Below are 16,292 nucleotides of genomic sequence, written 5' to 3' on the forward strand. Positions count from 1 at the left end.
CCATGGAGGCCAAGAGCTTGCCCATCATGCTGTTCGACGAGCGCGCGCTGACGCCGTCTTTCGGCTACGTGTTCGACCCGAAATGGCTCGATCCGTTTGAATCGATCGTGTCCATCCTGTGGAAGCTGGCCAGGATGAACCGGCTATCCGGTCAGGCGATCACCACGCAGTTGGCCAAGTCTGACATTGACCCATATGAGGGCGTGGCGGCATGCCGCTCGGAGGTCGACCTGTGCCGCTTACATCTCACCCTGGGGCTACCGCTCAAACTGGTGTGGGACTCTGTGCTCCCCGATGCGTTGCAGGCCACCGCCGGCAACCATTTCCGGTATTGCCGGAAATGCCTGTGCCGTGGCTATCACAGTGTGGTGCATCAGGTCGGCACCAACAAATGCTGCCCGGTGCATGGCGACCCGCTGGAAATCGCCTGTCGCACTTGCGGCGCCAAGGTGCCCTACCGACTCAACGTAGCCCTGCTCGACGCGCCCTACCGATGCGGAAACTGTGGCCACCTATATGGCGCATCGCCGCCCGTTTTGCCGCGGAACAAGCGTCCATTCAACAAGAAGGCGCGCATCGCCATCACGCGGCTGCGATGGAGCTATTTTGCGTATTTCTGATCGTATCGATATGACGCTGACGATGCGAATCGGTGCCGATTTTCGGCGCCAAGGAAGTGACACATTTCCTTTCCTTGCATTCCAGTTGACACAATTGCTTTCCAGATTCGGTAAGCCGTTGAAAATATTAAAGAATTTCAACTTTCCCGACTCTGAAAAGATGGATTGACACATTTACCGTCGCAAAAGTGACACTTTCGCTTTCCACTACGGTAAGCCGTTTCGTGAACGCTGGTCATCGATCGCGCAGTTCGCTTAGCATGGTTAATTGAACAATATAAAGCTTGACCCGACGATACCTTCCTGTCAACAAATAAATGCGTAAAAACAGGTGCAGAGAACGTCCTGTAGCGCAACTTCGCGAGGCGTGACCTCAACTAGCTCACCGGTGAGCTAGAACGGCTCAACCGTGACCTTGATCGGCTCACCTGTGACCTGCATTCGGTTCATCAGCTGCGCCGCTAATGGCGCCGCCGTGCGTCAACGATCCTCAGTAGGTGCGACGCCAGGAGTACCATCTCCTGTGCCTCTGCCGGGTCGACGATCGCGACGGTACGATGCGAGTGCGGGTTCTTGTACGATCCGATGGCGCCGGCGAATAAGCTGGCCAGCGCCTCCTTCTCGGCGGCGGGCGCGTTGGGGTTCTGATCGGTCAATGGGCCGTTGGCGGGGCTAAACGCATTGAACATGAGGCGGGTACCTATGTCTTCTGGCCGGAAGCCCCCAGCCTCCCTGACTGCTTCTTCAACAGCCCGGAATGCCAGAAAGACGGCAGTGGCATAGTCGCCGCGGGCGAGATTCAGCCACACCTGGTCAGCGATCAGGGGATGCAGCAGTGTCTTGGGGAAAGCGGCAGCCTGCCGGTACTGGTCAAATGCCTGCCGCTGCAGGGCTTCGCGTCCGCGGCGCGTGATCATCAAATGGCCGTTGTTCCCGTTGATGCCCGGCGCCGGCATGACGAGGATGTTCACCGTCAGCCACGCCAACGCCTCCCCAAGTGCAACTGCGGCTTGCGCAGCCCGCTCTTGGGGATACCGTGGCCCGTTCGGCTGCGCTTCGAATGAGGCTGGGTGGAACAGACCATTCTGATCATTGAGGCTTCCCAGGCGCAGCACCGTGTAGGCCAACTCCTCCGGCGCCAAGGCCAGCAAAACCTGGATATCGGGGATTTCCTCCGCTAACGAGCGCATCAACACCTCCGTGTGGCTGATTTTCATGGACAGACGACAACCGCCTGTACCCGCACATAAATCCGGCCGATCCTACCCAAGAACGATTATTGCGACTCAAAAATCATTAGAAATCGGCCATTTTGCACAAAAACGATTATTTAATTGCAGATTTGAAATCAGTGTACAGCGTCGCCTTGCCGCACTGGCTTGCCGAACCTGGCGTAGAGCGCGGGCAGCACCAAGAGCGTAAGCAGTGTGGTCGAGAGGAGACCGCCGATCACAACCGTCGCCAGCGGGCGCTGCACCTCGGCGCCGGCGCCGTTGGCCAAGGCCATCGGCACGAAACCGAGCGACGCCACCAGCGCCGTCATCAGCACCGGCCGCAGGCGGCGCAACGCCCCAAGGCGCACCGCATCCTTCCAAGGCTGCGTCTTGGCCAATTCGTCGATCGCGCCAACCATCACGAGCCCGTTCAGGACGGCCACGCCAGAGAGCGCGATGAAACCGACTGCGGCAGAAATGGAGAACGGCAAGCCACGCAGCCAGAGTGCCAGCACGCCGCCGATCAAGGCCAGCGGCACGCCGGTGAAGACCACCGCCGCCGCGCGCCAGGAGCCCACTGCCGAATACAGGACGCCAACGATCAGCAAGAAACAGGCTGGCACCACCACGGCCAACCGCAGGCGGGCGCGCTCCAGATTTTCGAACTGGCCGCCCCATGTCAGCCAGACGCCCGGAGGACGAGGTACCTTGGCATCGATCGCTGCCTGTGCATCCTTGACCACGCTGGCGATATCACGGCCGCGCACGTTCGCCTGCACGACCACGCGCCGCTTGCCGTTCTCGCGGCTGATCTGGCCTGCTCCTTTGGCCAATTCCAGCCGAGCAACCGCACCAAGCGGGACAAACTTGCCGGCAGGTGTCAGCACGGGCAGCTGGCGTAGCGCCTCGATATCGTTGCGCGCGCTGTCAGTAAGGCGCACCACCACATCGAACCGGCGGTCTCCCTCATAGATCTGGCCAGCCTCGCGACCCGCCACAGCCACAGCCAGCGTATCGAATACGTCCTTTGCCGTGAGCCCGACACGGGCCATCGCATCGCGATCGAGCTGGGCGTCAAGCCGTGGCATGCCTTGTACTTGCTCCACGCGTACGCCCGTCGCGCCCTCAATTGCGCGCAGCTGGTCGGCGACTTTGTCGGCCACTTTGAGCATGGACGCAAAATCGTCGCCGTAGACCTTGATGGCAATATCGCCGCGCACGCCGGCAAGCAATTCGTTGAAGCGCATCTGGATTGGCTGGGTCAACTCGTAATTCTGCCCAGGAATATCCGCCAGAGCGCGTTCGATCTTCTCTATCAGTTCGCTCTTGCTCAGCGATGGGTCTGGCCACTGGGAGCGATCCTTGATGGTCACAAAGGTGTCGGCCTGATTCGGCGGCATCGGGTCGGACGCCAGTTCGGCCGTACCGGTGCGCGAAAATGCCAGTTCTACTTCCGGCACCTTGCTCACCGCCTTTTCTACTTCAAACTGCATTGCCTGGCTTTGATCCAGAGATGTGCCCGGAATACGAACTATCTCCAGCAGGACGTCATGCTCATCTAGTGTCGGCAGAAATTCCTGCCCCAGCGTGTGAAACAAAGCGATCGCGCCGACAAAAGCGGCCGTGGCCAGACCAGCGGTCAACATGGGGCGCGGCATAACTCGGTCCAGCCAGGGGACATACAGTTTGCCGATTGCTGATACCAGCTTGTTGTCGGCGTGGTTGATCGGGCGGGAGAGCCACAGCGCGATCGCGGCGGGCACGACGGTGAGAGACAGCAGGAACGCGAACAGCAATGCCAGGATCACCGTGATCGCCATCGGTGTGAACATGCGGCCCTCAACGCCCTGGAAGGTCAACAGCGGCACATACACCAGAATGATGATGGCCTGTCCGTAGACGCTCGGTCGGATCATTTCGCGCGCCGCAGCGCCGACCACCTCCAGGCGCTGCGCACGGGTCAGTATTGCGCCGTTGGCATGCTGCTGCTCGGCCAGGCGGCGCAGCACGTTTTCCACGATGATGACCGCGCCATCGACGATCAGGCCGAAGTCGAGCGCGCCAAGGCTCATCAGGTTTGCGGACAAGCCCATCTGCAGCATGCCGGCCGACGTGAGCAGCATCGTCACGGGGATGACGGCGGCGGCAATTAGCGCCGCGCGCAGGTTGCCCAGCAGCGCGAACAGCACGGCGATGACCAGCAAGGCGCCCTCGGTGAGGTTCTTAGCGACGGTGTTGATCGTTGAATCGACCAGGCGTGTCCGATTGAGCACCGGCTTGATGACGATACCAGGCGGCAGCGAGCGGGCAATTTCCTTCAAGCGGGCGTCGACGGCCGCTGCGACCGTGCGGCTGTTTTCTCCAATGCGCATCACGGCGGTACCGAGGACAACCTCGACACCGCCTTCCGAAGCCGAACCGAAGCGGATCTCCTGACCGACACCAACTTGCGCTACCTGGGATAACAGCACGGGCATGCCGCCGCGCGTGGCGATGACGCTCTTGGCCAACTCTGCGCTGTTGGTCAGGCGAGCGTCGGCCTGGATGGTAAGTGCTTCACCGTTTTGCACCAGCACACCGGCGCCGACGCTGGTGTTGTTACGCTCCAGTGCTTCGGCCAGTTCGGACAATCCGATGCCAAGTGCCGCCAGGCGCTGCGGATCTGGCGTCACCACGTACTGCTTGACGTAGCCGCCGATCACGTCCACGCCGGCCAGTCCGGGCGTATTTTTGAGTTGCGGCGCTACGATCCAGTCCTGCACCGTGCGCAGGTAGGTCGCCTTGTCTTTTTCGGTGCGCAGCAGTTCACCTGCAGGCGTGGTGTAGCTGCCATCCGGCGCCATGCCGGCACCGCTGGCACCGGTATGCGTATTGGAGAACTCCACGGTCCACATGTAGACGTCGCCGAGGCCAGTGGCGATCGGCCCCATTGTGGCTGTCGCCCCCGGCGGGAGTGCACGTTCCACCGAACGCAGGCGCTCGGCGATCTGCTGGCGCGCGAAATACACGTCCGTGCCGTCCTTGAACACGGTCGTAACCTGGGCAAAGCCGTGGCGCGTCAGCGAGCGCGTCGATTCCAGTCCCGGTATGCCGGCAAAAGCCGTCTCTATCGGGTAAGTTACCTGTCGTTCCACGTCGGCCGGGGCCAGCGCCGGCACCACCACGTTGATCTGGACCTGCGTGTTGGTTATGTCAGGTACTGCATCAATCGGCAGGCGCACCAACGCGAAAGCGCCAACCACGGCAGCAAAGAGCGCGGCAAACAAAATCTGCCAAGGGTGGCGTACCGACACGTTGACGATCCGCGCGATCATGCCCACACCTCCGGCGAGCACGCGAAATGCGGCTGTTTAGTCATTGTCGCCTCCCGCTTCACCCTTGCCGTGCTCGGCCTTGAGAACGAAGGTGTTGCTGGTGGCGATGCGCTCAGAGCCGTCCAGCCCTGACAGCACGGTGACAAACCCGGCCGCAGGCTTGCCGAGCACGATGTGCTTGATTGCAAAGCCGTCTTTCTGGCGCACGAACACGCTGGGTTTGTCCTCGACGGTCTGAACCGCGGCGCGCGGCACAGCGATCTGCTCTCCGGAAGATTCGGGCTTGAGCACCACCGAGGCGGACACCGTCTCGCCGATGCGCCATAGCGCATTCTTATTCGGCAGCGCCGCAATGGCCCGGATCTGGCGCGTGGCCGGGTCCAGAACACGTGACAGGAAAGCCACATGCCCGGTTCCCGACCGGCCATCGGCCGATACTTCGATTGGCGTACCGGGCGCCACGCGCGAGGCATCGCTTGGCGCGAGCGACAGTTCGACGGAAAGGAGGTCTGGGTTGGCCAGCTCGAACAGTTTGGCATTGGCCTCGACTATGTCACCGAGCGCCACCTGGCGGGCCGTGACGACGCCGGCGATGGGCGCGCGCAGTGTCAGCTGGGCGCTATGTTCGGCGCCGCCGCTGGTGGCAAGCTGCTGCTGCGCCAGGCGCAGCCGGGTACGGGCGTCGTCGAGCGCCGATTGTGCCAGCTCATATTCCTGGCGCGAGGACACCTTTTCTGCGTACAGGCGGTCTTCACGTTTAAACCCGGCGTCGGCCAGTTCCAGCTGCCGGCGCGCCAACGTCACATCGGCGCTGAACTGGGCCACCTCACGGCTTTCGATAACGGCCAGAATATCGCCTCGTGCCACGTTTTCCCCCAGATTCTTGCGCACTGAAATTACCCGGCCGCTGACCGAACTGCTGACAACAGCGGCATGCTGCGGGTCGGCGATGATGACGGCGGGCGCTTCGACAGCGCCGGCGAATCCCGTGCGCACTGCCGCCACCTCGATGTGGGCGGCCAGGATCTGCTTGTCTGACAGTTTTACAAAATCGGCGCCCTTGCCATCCTTTTCTTCGCCGCCTTTGCGCTCAGTGGGCTTGTCGTCGTCATCCTTGTCTTTGTCGGCGTGTTTTTGCGCTGCTGCTGGCGCGGCCGACGCAGCGGCGGAAGCTTGGGGCGTGCCTTCTTCGAGCTTGGGAGAGCGCGAGCACGCTGCCAGGATCAGCAACATGCCGCAAACGCTCAAACGATATGGCATTTGCATGATTTAATCCTTGTAGATGGGTTGTATGCTGCCTTGCAGCCGGGCCAGACGGACTTGGGCAAGGTGGTAGTCGGTCAGCGCTTCAAGCGCCGCTTCACGCGTTTCGGCAAGGGAGCGCTCCGCCTCGATCATCTCAAGCTGAGGAAATTTGCCTTCGGCGTAACCCAACCGGGCGATCCTGGCCGCCTCCTGCGCTGCAGTGAGGGCCGGGCCGGCCGCCGTCTGCGCCACCGCACGGGCATCGACAACGTCGGCGACGGCGTGCGCCAGTGCCTGCTGGGCCTCGATGGCCGCCGCGTCGCCCTCCGCGTTCGCCTGGTCCGCCTGCGCCTTAGCGCGCACCAGTGCGCCGCTACCGCTGTTAAACAGCGGTAGCGGTATCGACAGGCTAAGAACCGCCGCTTTGTCGGGAGAATCGCCATAGCGGCGCGTGCCGGCCGTGATCGTCACATCGGGCATCCGGTCTCTCCGGGCCGCATCGACGCGCGCGTTGGCAATCGCCAACTGGGCCTGCGCCGCGGCCACGGACAGCGGCGGTTGCCCGGCCGACGCAGATTCAACCGGTGCGACCGTATCGAACCAGGACGCCGAGATAGCGAGCGCTGCGTCGCCGGTCAGTTGAGTGAGGTCGGCATGGGCGAGCGCCAGTGCGCGCACTGCTTTACCGAACCGTGTATCGGCGCCAAGCTTGAGCACCTGCGCGCGCTGCTCCTCGATCGGGGACGCTTTGCCGGTGCGGACACGTTCCTGGGCCGCGTGGGCGGCACGCTCGGCCCACTCCAGGGCGCTACGGGCAATGTCCTGCCGTCGCTGGGCGGCAGCCAGCCGCACAAACGCTTCGGTCACGCGCTGCGTCAGGTCGGCCCGCGCAGCGGTCAGTCCGATGCCGGCCGCCGCGCGCTCCGCCTGTGCGACATTGATGCGCGCCTGGCGCTTGCCGCCCAGTTCCAGTGGCACGGCCAAGGACACAGTGCGATCGGCGCCGCCAAAGCCGCTGTAGCGGCCTGTGCCGAGCACATTTTCCGCTTCAATGGACAACGTGGGATTCGGGCGCAAGCCCGCCACCTCCACGCCGGCGTCGGCGGCCCTTGCTGCGGCATCGGCGCCACGCAATGTCGGAGCGCGCTCTTGTGCGTGCGCCACTGCCTCACGCAGCGTCAGCGGCAGATCCTGCGCCAGGGTGGTTAGAGGCAGGCTCACGGTAAAAATTCCATGAATCAGGGTACGAGATAGTCGAAGGGGCATAGTGAGTGCTTGACGGGTGATTTTGTAAGGTTTATAAACCTTATAGTCACTTCAAGGTCAAGTAACATGACGACATCTTTTTCGATCGGCCAACTGGCCAGCGCCGCGCAAACACCGGCGGCGACGATCCGCTACTATGAAAAAATCGGTTTGCTGTCCAAGCCATCGCGCACCGACAGCAACTACCGGCTGTACGACACCGAGGATCTTAACCGGCTGGCCTTTGTGCGCCGGGCGCGCGAAATCGGCTTCACGATCGATCAAGTCCGTAGCCTGCTGGCGTTTTCGGATCAGCGCGACGCTGATTGCTGCACGGTGACGGCGATGACGTCCGAACACTTACGCGCCGTCGAGCAGAAAATTTCCGATTTATTGGCGCTGAAAGACCAACTCACCGGCTTGCTGGCTTCGTGCCAGGGGGGACCGGTAGCCAATTGCCGTATCATCGACGCATTGCAGCCTAGAGCATAGTTCTGCGGATTCGCTTGACGTTGAAGCTACTTCAAGGTCTAGCCTTGGGGTATGAATACGAATATCTCCCTAGAAGCGGTTGAAGCGTCCACGGCTGACCGCCATCGCAGCATCCTGTCGGTACCGAAAATGGACTGCCCATCCGAGGAGAACCTGATTCGCCTGGCCTTGGCACCGATCAGCGGTATCAGCACTCTCAAGTTCGACCTTGGCGCACACACTGTCACCATCGAGCATGTCGGCGCGGCCGAGTCGCTTGTCGATGCGTTGGCACCATTGAACTTCGGCGCCCAGCTGCGCGAAAGCCGGAAAATTGAGGCCGGCGAACACGGTGTTGTCCTCAGCACGATCGCGATTCCGAAGATGGACTGTCCCTCGGAAGAAAATCTCATCCGCATGGCGCTGGCCGATACCCCAAACATTAGCGCATTGCAGTTTGATCTGGCCGGCCGCCAGCTGCGCGTGACCCACACGGGCGACGCCGAAGCGCTGCTGGAGCGTCTCACGCCTCTTGGGCTGGGCGCTGAGCTGACCAGCACGGAACGGGCCGACACCGTGCCGGCAATGCAATCTGGCGATGACGCCGGCGAGGCCCGCACGCTGCGCTGGCTGCTGTCCATCAACGGAACCATGTTCCTGGTGGAGATGATCTGGGGCTGGCTATCCCAGTCGACCGGCTTGATATCCGATTCGCTGGACATGTTCGCCGACGCAGCGGTGTATGTCCTGGCACTGTTCGCGGTCGGGCGCTCGCTGGCCCACAAGCGCCGTGCCGCGCACCTGGCTGGATGGCTGCAGCTGGTGCTGGCCATTGGCGCGATTGCCGAGGTGATCCGCCACGGCGTATCGGGCAGTGAACCAGAGTCGGTGACGATGATGGGCATCGGCGCCGTCGCGCTGGTGGCCAATATCGCATGCCTCATCCTGATCGCCAAAAAACGCGACCACGGCGCGCACATGAAGGCCAGCTACATTTTCTCGGCCAACGACGTCATTGCCAACCTGGGCGTGATCATCGCCGGTGCGCTCGTGACGTGGACCGGTTCACGCTACCCGGACCTGATTATTGGCCTCATCATTGGTGTGATCGTGCTGGGCGGCGCGCGCCGCATTCTGCGTCTTCAATAACAGGCTGTCGGTCACAGAGGCGGAAAAGGAGAATCCGGATGAATTGGCTAGGCAGTTTTGCGGTAACGGTGATCGCATTGCTGGGACTCGCCGGCTGCGCTTCGGACCCAACCTTTGGTGTCGTCGACTGGCAGCATGGCGCCCGGCGCGGCGTAATCAGCACCACGTACGGCACTGACATTGCGCCTGCCCAGCGCGCGGCGTGCGTGGCGGCGCTGTCCCCAGACCAGTACGCCAAGCATCGATTTGTGTTGGTTCGCTACCAGCACGTGCGCCTGACACGCACCGCGGTGGCCGCCGTACCGGCGAATTTCTCTCTCAAGGAAGGAGACGTTGTTGAGCTTTGGCCGGCCGACTGTTCGGCCGGCGGCTTGTCCCGCATTTCGAAAGTACTACGCACCGGCCCACCGCTGTAATGCCGGTGCCACGAACGGTGCATTGGCTACCGAGGGCACTGATCACGGCTGTGTAAAAGCAGATATAATCGGCCCAACCATGAAATTTTCCCGTACATCGCGCTTCGTTGCCGCCATCATAGCCGTGTTCAGCTTGCTGTTCACGCAGCTGGCTGTGGCGTCCTATGTTTGCCCAGGCATGAGTATGCCCGAGCGCGCGACGATGACGGCAGATGCCGGCATGCCTCCAATGGCGAACTGTACGGGTATGGATAAAGCGCAGCCGAGCTTGTGCCACGCCTATGGCCACACCGGGCATCAATCGCTCGACAAGCCGGACTTGCCGCAGATCCCACCATTCCATCCGATCACCCTGGTTCAGACAGTTATTCTGCTGGACGTGTCGATGCCGACCGACATTGCGGCGTTGACAGACACCTCCCTGGCCCATGCCATAGCGCCGCCTGTGTCAATACGGCACTGCTGCTTCCGTATTTGACACCTTCATTCGCTTGATTTGCCGTCGCGTGCGCGTTTGCGTCCGCGATGTGGTTCAACGCTTGTGGAGGCCTCATGCCGCATCTTATTTCCGCACGCCGTAACGGGCGTGCAAATTCATATTCTATGGTCCGCCTTGCCGTCGCCATCGGACTCGTTACATCCTCGTGGGCGGCTCTTGCCGCCGATCCGTTATCGTTAGCCGAGGCGCAGCGCATGGCGCTTGAGCGGTCACGCCAGATCGTCGCTGAAGACGCCGCCGTGAACGCAACGCGCGACATGTCGGTGGCCGCCGGCCAACTGCCAGACCCGGTGTTGAAGGCCGGTATCGACAACCTGCCAGTGACGGGCCGCGATCGCGGCAGCGTTGCCGCCGACTTCATGACCATGCGGCGCATCGGTTTCTCGCAAGAGCTGACGCGCTCAGATAAACGCCATCTTCGCAGCGAACGCTATGCTCGCGAAACCGATAAGGCGCTGGCCGAGAAAGACGTGGTCATTGCAGCTATCGAGCGAGATACCGCCATCGCCTGGCTAGACCGTTATTACGCCTTGGCGGTGGCCGAGGTAGTCAGTGCACAGCGCGATCAGGCAGTGCGCGAGTTGCAGGCAGCTGAGGCGGCCTACCGAGGTGGGCGCGGCAGCCAGGCTGATGTACTTGCCGCCAAAGGTGTTATCGCGCAATTAGACGACCGCCACGATGATGCCGTCCGCCGCGTGCGCGGCACCGCGATCACGCTGACCCGCTGGGTTGGCGAAGCCGGTAACCGGCCATTGGCCGGGGAGCCGGCCATCGACACGGTGCGCCTCGATCCGGCCGCGCTGGAGACGCAGCTCAACCACCATCCTGAAATTGCAGCCCTGCGCCGGCAGGAGGACATCGCGGCGCTCGACGTCAAGCTGGCCGAAGCCAATAAAAAGTCCGACTGGAGTATCGAGGTGGCGTACCAGCAGCGAGGTGGCGCCTATTCCAACATGGTGTCGGTCGGCATTTCCGTGCCACTGCAATGGGATCAGAAGAACCGGCAGGACCGCGAGTTGGCTGCCAAGCTTGCCACCGCAGAGCAGGTCCGGGCCGGGCGCGACGAGATGCTGCGCTCACATGTCGCCGAGACGCGCACCATGCTAAACGAATGGCAAACCAACCGTGATCGCCTTGCACGGTACGCCCGCGAGCTGGTGCCCTTAGCTCAGGAGCGTAGCGAGGCCGCCTTGGCTGCCTATCGAGGTGGCAAATCGGCGCTGGGCGAAGTGCTCGCGGCACGGCGCAACGAACTGGACGTGCGCCTGTCAGCGCTCCAGCTTGAAGCCGACACCGCGAGGCTCTGGGCGCAACTCAATTTCCTCTTTCCGACTACGCATGGCCCAGCGCCGACAGCAAGTATTGAAGGTATCAAATGAACCAGAAAAAAAACATCACGCGCACTGCGATCGTCGCTCTCGTCATCGCCGTCGCCGGAGCGGGCGGCTACTGGGCCGGCGCACGACAAGAAACACATGGTGCCTCCCAGCCAGCCACGGGCGGCCCCGGCGGCCAAATCGATCCTGCCACCGGCAAGAAGGTTCTCTATTGGCACGACCCGATGGTACCGGGGCCGAAATTTGACAAGCCGGGCAAATCGCCATTCATGGATATGCAGCTCGTCCCCATGTTTGCCGACGAATCTGGGGACAACGGTAAGGTACTCATCAGTCCCCGCGTCCAGCAAAACCTGGGTATTCGCACCGCCGACGTGGTGGAAGGTACGCTGTCCAGCACGGTGGAAGTAGTCGGTAGTGCCGCCTACAACGAGCGTGACGTCGCCCTGGTGCAGGCCCGCGCCAGCGGCTATGTGGAGCGCCTCTACGTGCGAGCACCGCTTGACCGGGTACGCAAAGGCCAGCCGTTGGCAGAGCTGTACGTGCCTGACTGGGTGGCGGCACAAGAGGAATATTTTGCTGCCCGTCGCATGCAAGGCGGGCAGGATCTCGCTGATGCCGCGCTCCAACGAATGCGACTGGCTGGCATGAACGAGGAGCAGATCCGTCTGGTCACCAGTACCGGCAAAGTCCATCCCAGGATCACCATCAACGCTCCGGTATCGGGTGTCGTCGATGAGCTGGCAGCACGCGAAGGCTTGACCGTCGCCGCTGGCGCACCGCTGTACCGCATCAACGGCTTATCGACCGTATGGATCATTGCCGAGATTCCCGAGGCAGCCACCGGGCAGGTACGCCCTGGCGCTGCCGTGACGGCGCGCACGCCCGCGTGGCCGGGGCAAACGTTCCAGGGCAAGGTGGAATCGCTCCTGCCGGAAATTAATGCCGCCACCCGCACCTTGAAGGCCCGTATCGAACTGGCCAATCCAAGGGAGCGGCTGGCGCCGGGCATGTTCGCCAACATCAGCCTGACGCCTGCCACCGGCCAACGCAGCTTGCTGGTACCCAGCGAAGCTGTGATCCAGACCGGCACCCGCAATGTGGTCTTTGTGGCCGCCGGCGACGGCAAGTTCACCCCGGTGAACGTCGAAATCGGCGCACAGGCAGGGAACCAAATTGAGATTCGTCAGGGTTTGCAGGCCGGGCAGAAAGTGGTCGTCTCGGGACAATTCCTAGTCGATTCGGAGGCCAGTCTGAAAGGAACGATTGCCCGGATGGTCGATGCGTCAGCTTCTGCGCCGCAAACCGATAGGCCACCGGCGGAGACAAGCCACAGCGGAACCGGCCGGGTCGAAAAAATCGGCCCGGAGGGCGTTACGTTATCGCACGGACCGATTCCTTCGCTGCATTGGGGGCCCATGACGATGGCATTTAAGCCGCCGCCTGACGGATTGCCACGCAATGTTGCAGTCGGCGACACGGTAGCCTTCGAGATGCGCAAGGTGCAGGATGGCTACCAGCTGACGGCCGTAACGCCTGTTACCGATAGCGCACCGGCCGCGATGAAGCCTGGCGCGATGCCGCCGGCGATGGACAAAGCGTCTATGGGAGGCAAGCGATGATCGCCAAGCTCATACGCTGGTCCATCGTGAACCGGTTTTTCGTGCTGCTGGCCACGGCGGGTCTGGCCGCCTGGGGCATCTGGGCGCTGTCGAAGACGCCGCTGGACGCGATCCCGGACCTGTCAGACACACAGGTCATCATTCGCACAACCTACCCAGGCCAGGCGCCGCAGATCGTGGAAAATCAAGTCACTTATCCGCTGACGACAACCATGCTCTCGGTGCCCGGCGCCAAAACTGTGCGCGGCTATTCATTCTTCGGCGACTCCTTCGTCTACGTGCTGTTTGACGACGGCACCGATCCCTATTGGGCGCGCTCGCGCGTGCTGGAGTACCTAAACCAGGTGCAGTCCCGTTTGCCAGCACAGGCGCGGCCAGCACTTGGCCCTGACGCCACCGGCGTGGGGTGGATCTATGAGTATGTCCTGGTCGACCGGAGCGGCAAGCTCGACCTGTCACAACTGCGTGCACTGCAAGACTGGTTTCTCAAGTACGAACTCAAAGCGGTGCCCAATGTGTCGGAGGTGGCCAGCATCGGCGGCATGGTGCGGCAATACCAGATCCAGCTCGACCCCGATAAGCTGCGCGCCTATAACATCCCCCATGCCCGGGTGATCGAGGCGGTACAAAAGGCCAACCAGGAAACGGGCGGATCGGTGCTGGAACTGGGCGAAGCGGAATACATCGTACGCGCATCGGGCTACCTGACCTCGCTTGACGACTTCCGCAAGATTCCGCTGCGCACGACAGATAGCGGCGTGCCGGTCAGGCTGGGCGACGTCGCCCGGGTACAGGTCGGCCCGGAAACGCGGCGCGGCGTGGCAGAACTGAACGGTGAAGGCGAAGTGGCCGGCGGCGTGATCGTCATGAGGTCAGGGAAAAACGCGCTTTCGACCATCGAGGCTGTCAAAGCCAAGCTCGACAAGCTCAAAGCCAGCCTGCCGCGAGGCGTAGAGATCGTGCCGACTTATGATCGCTCGAACCTGATCAAGCGGGCCGTGACCAATCTCGAACACAAGCTGATCGAGGAATTTGTCGTTGTGGCCGTGGTCTGCGCCATTTTCCTGTTCCACCTGCGCTCGGCCCTGGTGGCCATCGTTTCGCTGCCGCTCGGAGTACTGGCGGCCTACCTGGTCATGTACTACCAAGGGGTGAATGCCAACATCATGTCGCTGGGCGGTATTGCGATCGCCATTGGGGCGATGGTCGACGCGGCCGTAGTGATGATCGAGAACGCGCACAAGCACATCGAGGCGTGGAAGCACGGCCATCCCGACCAGGCGCTGACTGGTGACGAGCAGTGGCGCGTGGTGGGTGACGCCGCCGCCGAAGTCGGCCCGGCGCTGTTCTTCTCACTCCTGATCATCGTGCTCTCGTTCGTGCCGGTCTTTACGTTGGAGGCGCAGGAAGGTAAGCTGTTTGCGCCATTGGCCTTTACCAAGACCTATGCGATGGCCGCCGCGGCCGGCTTGGCCGTTACCCTGATCCCCGTGTTGATGGGCTACCTGATTCGTGGCCGTATCCCGGACGAACAGAGCAATCCGCTCAATCGCGGACTGATCCGCTTGTACCGGCCGCTGCTGGAGCGCGTGCTGAAGTATCCGAAGGCGACCCTCGTGGCGGCCGGTATCGTCGCTATGGCGACCATCTGGCCGCTGGCGCGCCTGGGAGGCGAATTCATCCCGCCGCTTGATGAAGGCGACCTGTTGTACATGCCGTCGGCCTTGCCGGGCATCGGGATTGGCAAGGCAGCCGAGCTGCTGCAGCAAACCGATCGCCTGATCAAGACGGTGCCGGAGGTGCAAAGTGTGCTCGGCAAGGCTGGCCGGGCGGAAACCGCCACCGATCCGGCACCGCTGGAGATGTTCGAGACCACGATCCAGTTCAAGCCGCGCGACCAGTGGCGGCCGGGCATGACGCCGGACAAGCTGGTCGAAGAACTGGACCGCACCGTCAAGGTGCCGGGACTGTCGAACATCTGGGTGCCGCCCATTCGCAATCGGATCGATATGCTGGCGACCGGCATTAAGAGCCCGGTGGGCGTGAAGGTGGCAGGCGTCGATCTGAAGGAAATCGACCGGATCACCGGAGAAATCGAGCGGGCCGTCAAAAAGGTGCCCGGTGTGTCCTCCGCGCTGGCCGAGCGTCTGAATGGTGGCCGCTACATCGATGTGCGGATCGACCGCGACGCTGCAGGCCGATACGGGATGAATGTCGCCGATGTGCAGAGCATCGTGTCGTCGGCAATCGGCGGCGACAATATCGGAGAAACCGTCGAAGGCTTACAGCGCTTCCCGATCAACGTCCGCTACCCGCGCGAGGTGCGCGACTCGGTCGAAAAACTGCGCGAGCTGCCGGTGCTGACGGAGCGTGGGGCGCAGATCCGCCTCGGAGACGTCGCTGCTATTCGCATCGAGGACGGCCCGCCGATGTTAAAGAGCGAGAACGCACGCCTGTCTGGCTGGGTGTACGTCGATATTCGCGGACGCGACCTCAGCTCGGCGGTACATGAGATGCAGCAGGTGGTCGCTCAGGAAGTCCGGCTTCCGCCCGGCTACTCCGTTTCCTGGTCTGGGCAGTTCGAGTACCTTGAACGGGCCGCCGCCAAGCTGAAGATCGTGGTGCCGGCAACCTTGTCGATCATCGTCGTGCTGCTGTACCTGATCTTCAAGCGCTTTGATGAGGCCGCTTTGATCATGGCCACGCTGCCTTTTGCGTTGGCAGGCGGCGTGTGGCTGCTTTGGCTGCTGGGGCACAATCTTTCTGTCGCATCGGGCGTGGGGTTTATCGCCTTGGCCGGTGTGTCGGCCGAGTTCGGCGTGATCATGCTGCTGTACTTGAAGCAGGCTTGGGATGCCCGCATACAGGCTGGCAAAACCAGCGTTGACGACCTGCTGGACGCGATCCGCGAAGGTGCCGTACTGCGCGTGCGCCCCAAGGCGATGACCGTTGCCGTCATTCTGGCGGGGCTGGTGCCAATCATGCTCGGTAGCGGGACAGGCTCCGAAGTCATGCAGCGAATCGCGGCGCCGATGGTCGGAGGAATGATCACGGCGCCATTATTGTCCATGCTCGTGGTGCCGGCCGCATACCTTGTGCTGCGCCGGCGGCAGCATAAAGCGGGCCCGGGATAGGCCAGAGCGCATCGTAGCGCGCGTGG

General features: G+C 62.3%; 12 protein-coding genes. 8 read left to right on the forward strand and 4 right to left on the reverse strand.

Annotation, left to right across the window (positions count from 1 at the left end):
* Positions 1 to 620, forward strand: a 620-nt coding sequence (locus tag GTP23_RS21455; protein ID WP_229256230.1) for a TniQ family protein, incomplete at its 5' end; no start/stop codon positions are given.
* A 461-nt stretch (positions 621 to 1,081) separates the two neighbouring features.
* Here GTP23_RS21455 and GTP23_RS21460 read toward each other — a convergent pair.
* The 4 genes from GTP23_RS21460 to GTP23_RS21475 form a co-directional block, all read right to left on the reverse strand.
* On the reverse strand, positions 1,082 to 1,837 hold the full coding sequence (locus tag GTP23_RS21460; protein ID WP_155436761.1) for a TIGR02391 family protein: 756 nt from the start codon (positions 1,835 to 1,837) through the stop codon (positions 1,082 to 1,084).
* Between the two features lie 131 nt (positions 1,838 to 1,968).
* On the reverse strand, positions 1,969 to 5,148 hold the full coding sequence (locus GTP23_RS21465) for an efflux RND transporter permease subunit (RefSeq protein WP_161037014.1): 3,180 nt from the start codon (positions 5,146 to 5,148) through the stop codon (positions 1,969 to 1,971).
* A 36-nt stretch (positions 5,149 to 5,184) separates the two neighbouring features.
* Entirely contained in the window at positions 5,185 to 6,414 is a 1,230-nt protein-coding gene (locus GTP23_RS21470) for an efflux RND transporter periplasmic adaptor subunit (RefSeq protein WP_161037015.1), read from the reverse strand.
* 3 nt (positions 6,415 to 6,417) lie between these two features.
* On the reverse strand, positions 6,418 to 7,614 hold the full coding sequence (locus GTP23_RS21475) for a TolC family protein (RefSeq protein WP_202412304.1): 1,197 nt from the start codon (positions 7,612 to 7,614) through the stop codon (positions 6,418 to 6,420).
* Between the two features lie 111 nt (positions 7,615 to 7,725).
* On the opposite strand from GTP23_RS21475, the gene GTP23_RS21480 reads away from it, so the two are divergent.
* The 7 genes from GTP23_RS21480 to GTP23_RS21510 all read left to right on the forward strand — a co-directional run bounded on the left by GTP23_RS21480 (position 7,726) and on the right by GTP23_RS21510 (position 16,266).
* Positions 7,726 to 8,130 carry a MerR family transcriptional regulator gene (locus GTP23_RS21480; RefSeq protein WP_161037017.1) on the forward strand — a complete coding sequence of 135 codons (405 nt, stop codon included), beginning with the start codon at positions 7,726 to 7,728 and terminating at the stop codon, positions 8,128 to 8,130.
* 51 nt (positions 8,131 to 8,181) lie between these two features.
* Positions 8,182 to 9,258, forward strand: a complete 1,077-nt coding sequence (locus GTP23_RS21485) for a cation efflux transmembrane domain-containing protein (protein ID WP_202412305.1) — start codon at positions 8,182 to 8,184, stop codon at positions 9,256 to 9,258.
* 38 nt (positions 9,259 to 9,296) lie between these two features.
* Positions 9,297 to 9,674: a hypothetical protein gene (locus tag GTP23_RS21490; RefSeq protein ID WP_155436766.1), complete on the forward strand. Its 378-nt coding sequence runs from the start codon at positions 9,297 to 9,299 to the stop codon at positions 9,672 to 9,674.
* Positions 9,675 to 9,753: 79 nt separating this feature from the next.
* Entirely contained in the window at positions 9,754 to 10,152 is a 399-nt protein-coding gene (locus GTP23_RS21495; protein ID WP_154378653.1) for a hypothetical protein, read from the forward strand.
* A 74-nt stretch (positions 10,153 to 10,226) separates the two neighbouring features.
* Positions 10,227 to 11,552 carry a TolC family protein gene (locus GTP23_RS21500; protein WP_229256231.1) on the forward strand — a complete coding sequence of 442 codons (1,326 nt, stop codon included), beginning with the start codon at positions 10,227 to 10,229 and terminating at the stop codon, positions 11,550 to 11,552.
* A complete protein-coding gene (locus GTP23_RS21505; protein ID WP_161037018.1) occupies positions 11,549 to 13,132 on the forward strand; it encodes an efflux RND transporter periplasmic adaptor subunit in 1,584 nt (527 codons plus the stop codon). The genes GTP23_RS21500 and GTP23_RS21505 overlap by 4 nt, the downstream gene beginning before the upstream one ends.
* On the forward strand, positions 13,129 to 16,266 hold the full coding sequence (locus GTP23_RS21510; RefSeq protein ID WP_161037019.1) for an efflux RND transporter permease subunit: 3,138 nt from the start codon (positions 13,129 to 13,131) through the stop codon (positions 16,264 to 16,266). The genes GTP23_RS21505 and GTP23_RS21510 overlap by 4 nt, the downstream gene beginning before the upstream one ends.
* Positions 16,267 to 16,292: the final 26 nt, after the last annotated feature.

The sequence above is a fragment of the Duganella fentianensis genome, assembly GCF_009857835.1.
GTDB lineage: Bacteria > Pseudomonadota > Gammaproteobacteria > Burkholderiales > Burkholderiaceae_D > Rugamonas > Rugamonas fentianensis.

Excerpts from the sequence above, each read along its gene's own strand:
- GTP23_RS21465 (WP_161037014.1), bottom strand. The coding sequence starts at position 5,148 with ATGATCGCGCGGATCGTCAACGTGTCGGTACGCCACCCTTGGCAGATT.
- GTP23_RS21505 (WP_161037018.1), top strand. The coding sequence starts at position 11,549 with ATGAACCAGAAAAAAAACATCACGCGCACTGCGATCGTCGCTCTCGTC.
- GTP23_RS21485 (WP_202412305.1), top strand. The coding sequence starts at position 8,182 with ATGAATACGAATATCTCCCTAGAAGCGGTTGAAGCGTCCACGGCTGAC.
- GTP23_RS21480 (WP_161037017.1), top strand. The coding sequence starts at position 7,726 with ATGACGACATCTTTTTCGATCGGCCAACTGGCCAGCGCCGCGCAAACA.
- GTP23_RS21500 (WP_229256231.1), top strand. The coding sequence starts at position 10,227 with ATGCCGCATCTTATTTCCGCACGCCGTAACGGGCGTGCAAATTCATAT.
- GTP23_RS21460 (WP_155436761.1), bottom strand. The coding sequence starts at position 1,837 with ATGAAAATCAGCCACACGGAGGTGTTGATGCGCTCGTTAGCGGAGGAA.
- GTP23_RS21470 (WP_161037015.1), bottom strand. The coding sequence starts at position 6,414 with ATGCAAATGCCATATCGTTTGAGCGTTTGCGGCATGTTGCTGATCCTG.
- GTP23_RS21510 (WP_161037019.1), top strand. The coding sequence starts at position 13,129 with ATGATCGCCAAGCTCATACGCTGGTCCATCGTGAACCGGTTTTTCGTG.
- GTP23_RS21490 (WP_155436766.1), top strand. The coding sequence starts at position 9,297 with ATGAATTGGCTAGGCAGTTTTGCGGTAACGGTGATCGCATTGCTGGGA.
- GTP23_RS21495 (WP_154378653.1), top strand. The coding sequence starts at position 9,754 with ATGAAATTTTCCCGTACATCGCGCTTCGTTGCCGCCATCATAGCCGTG.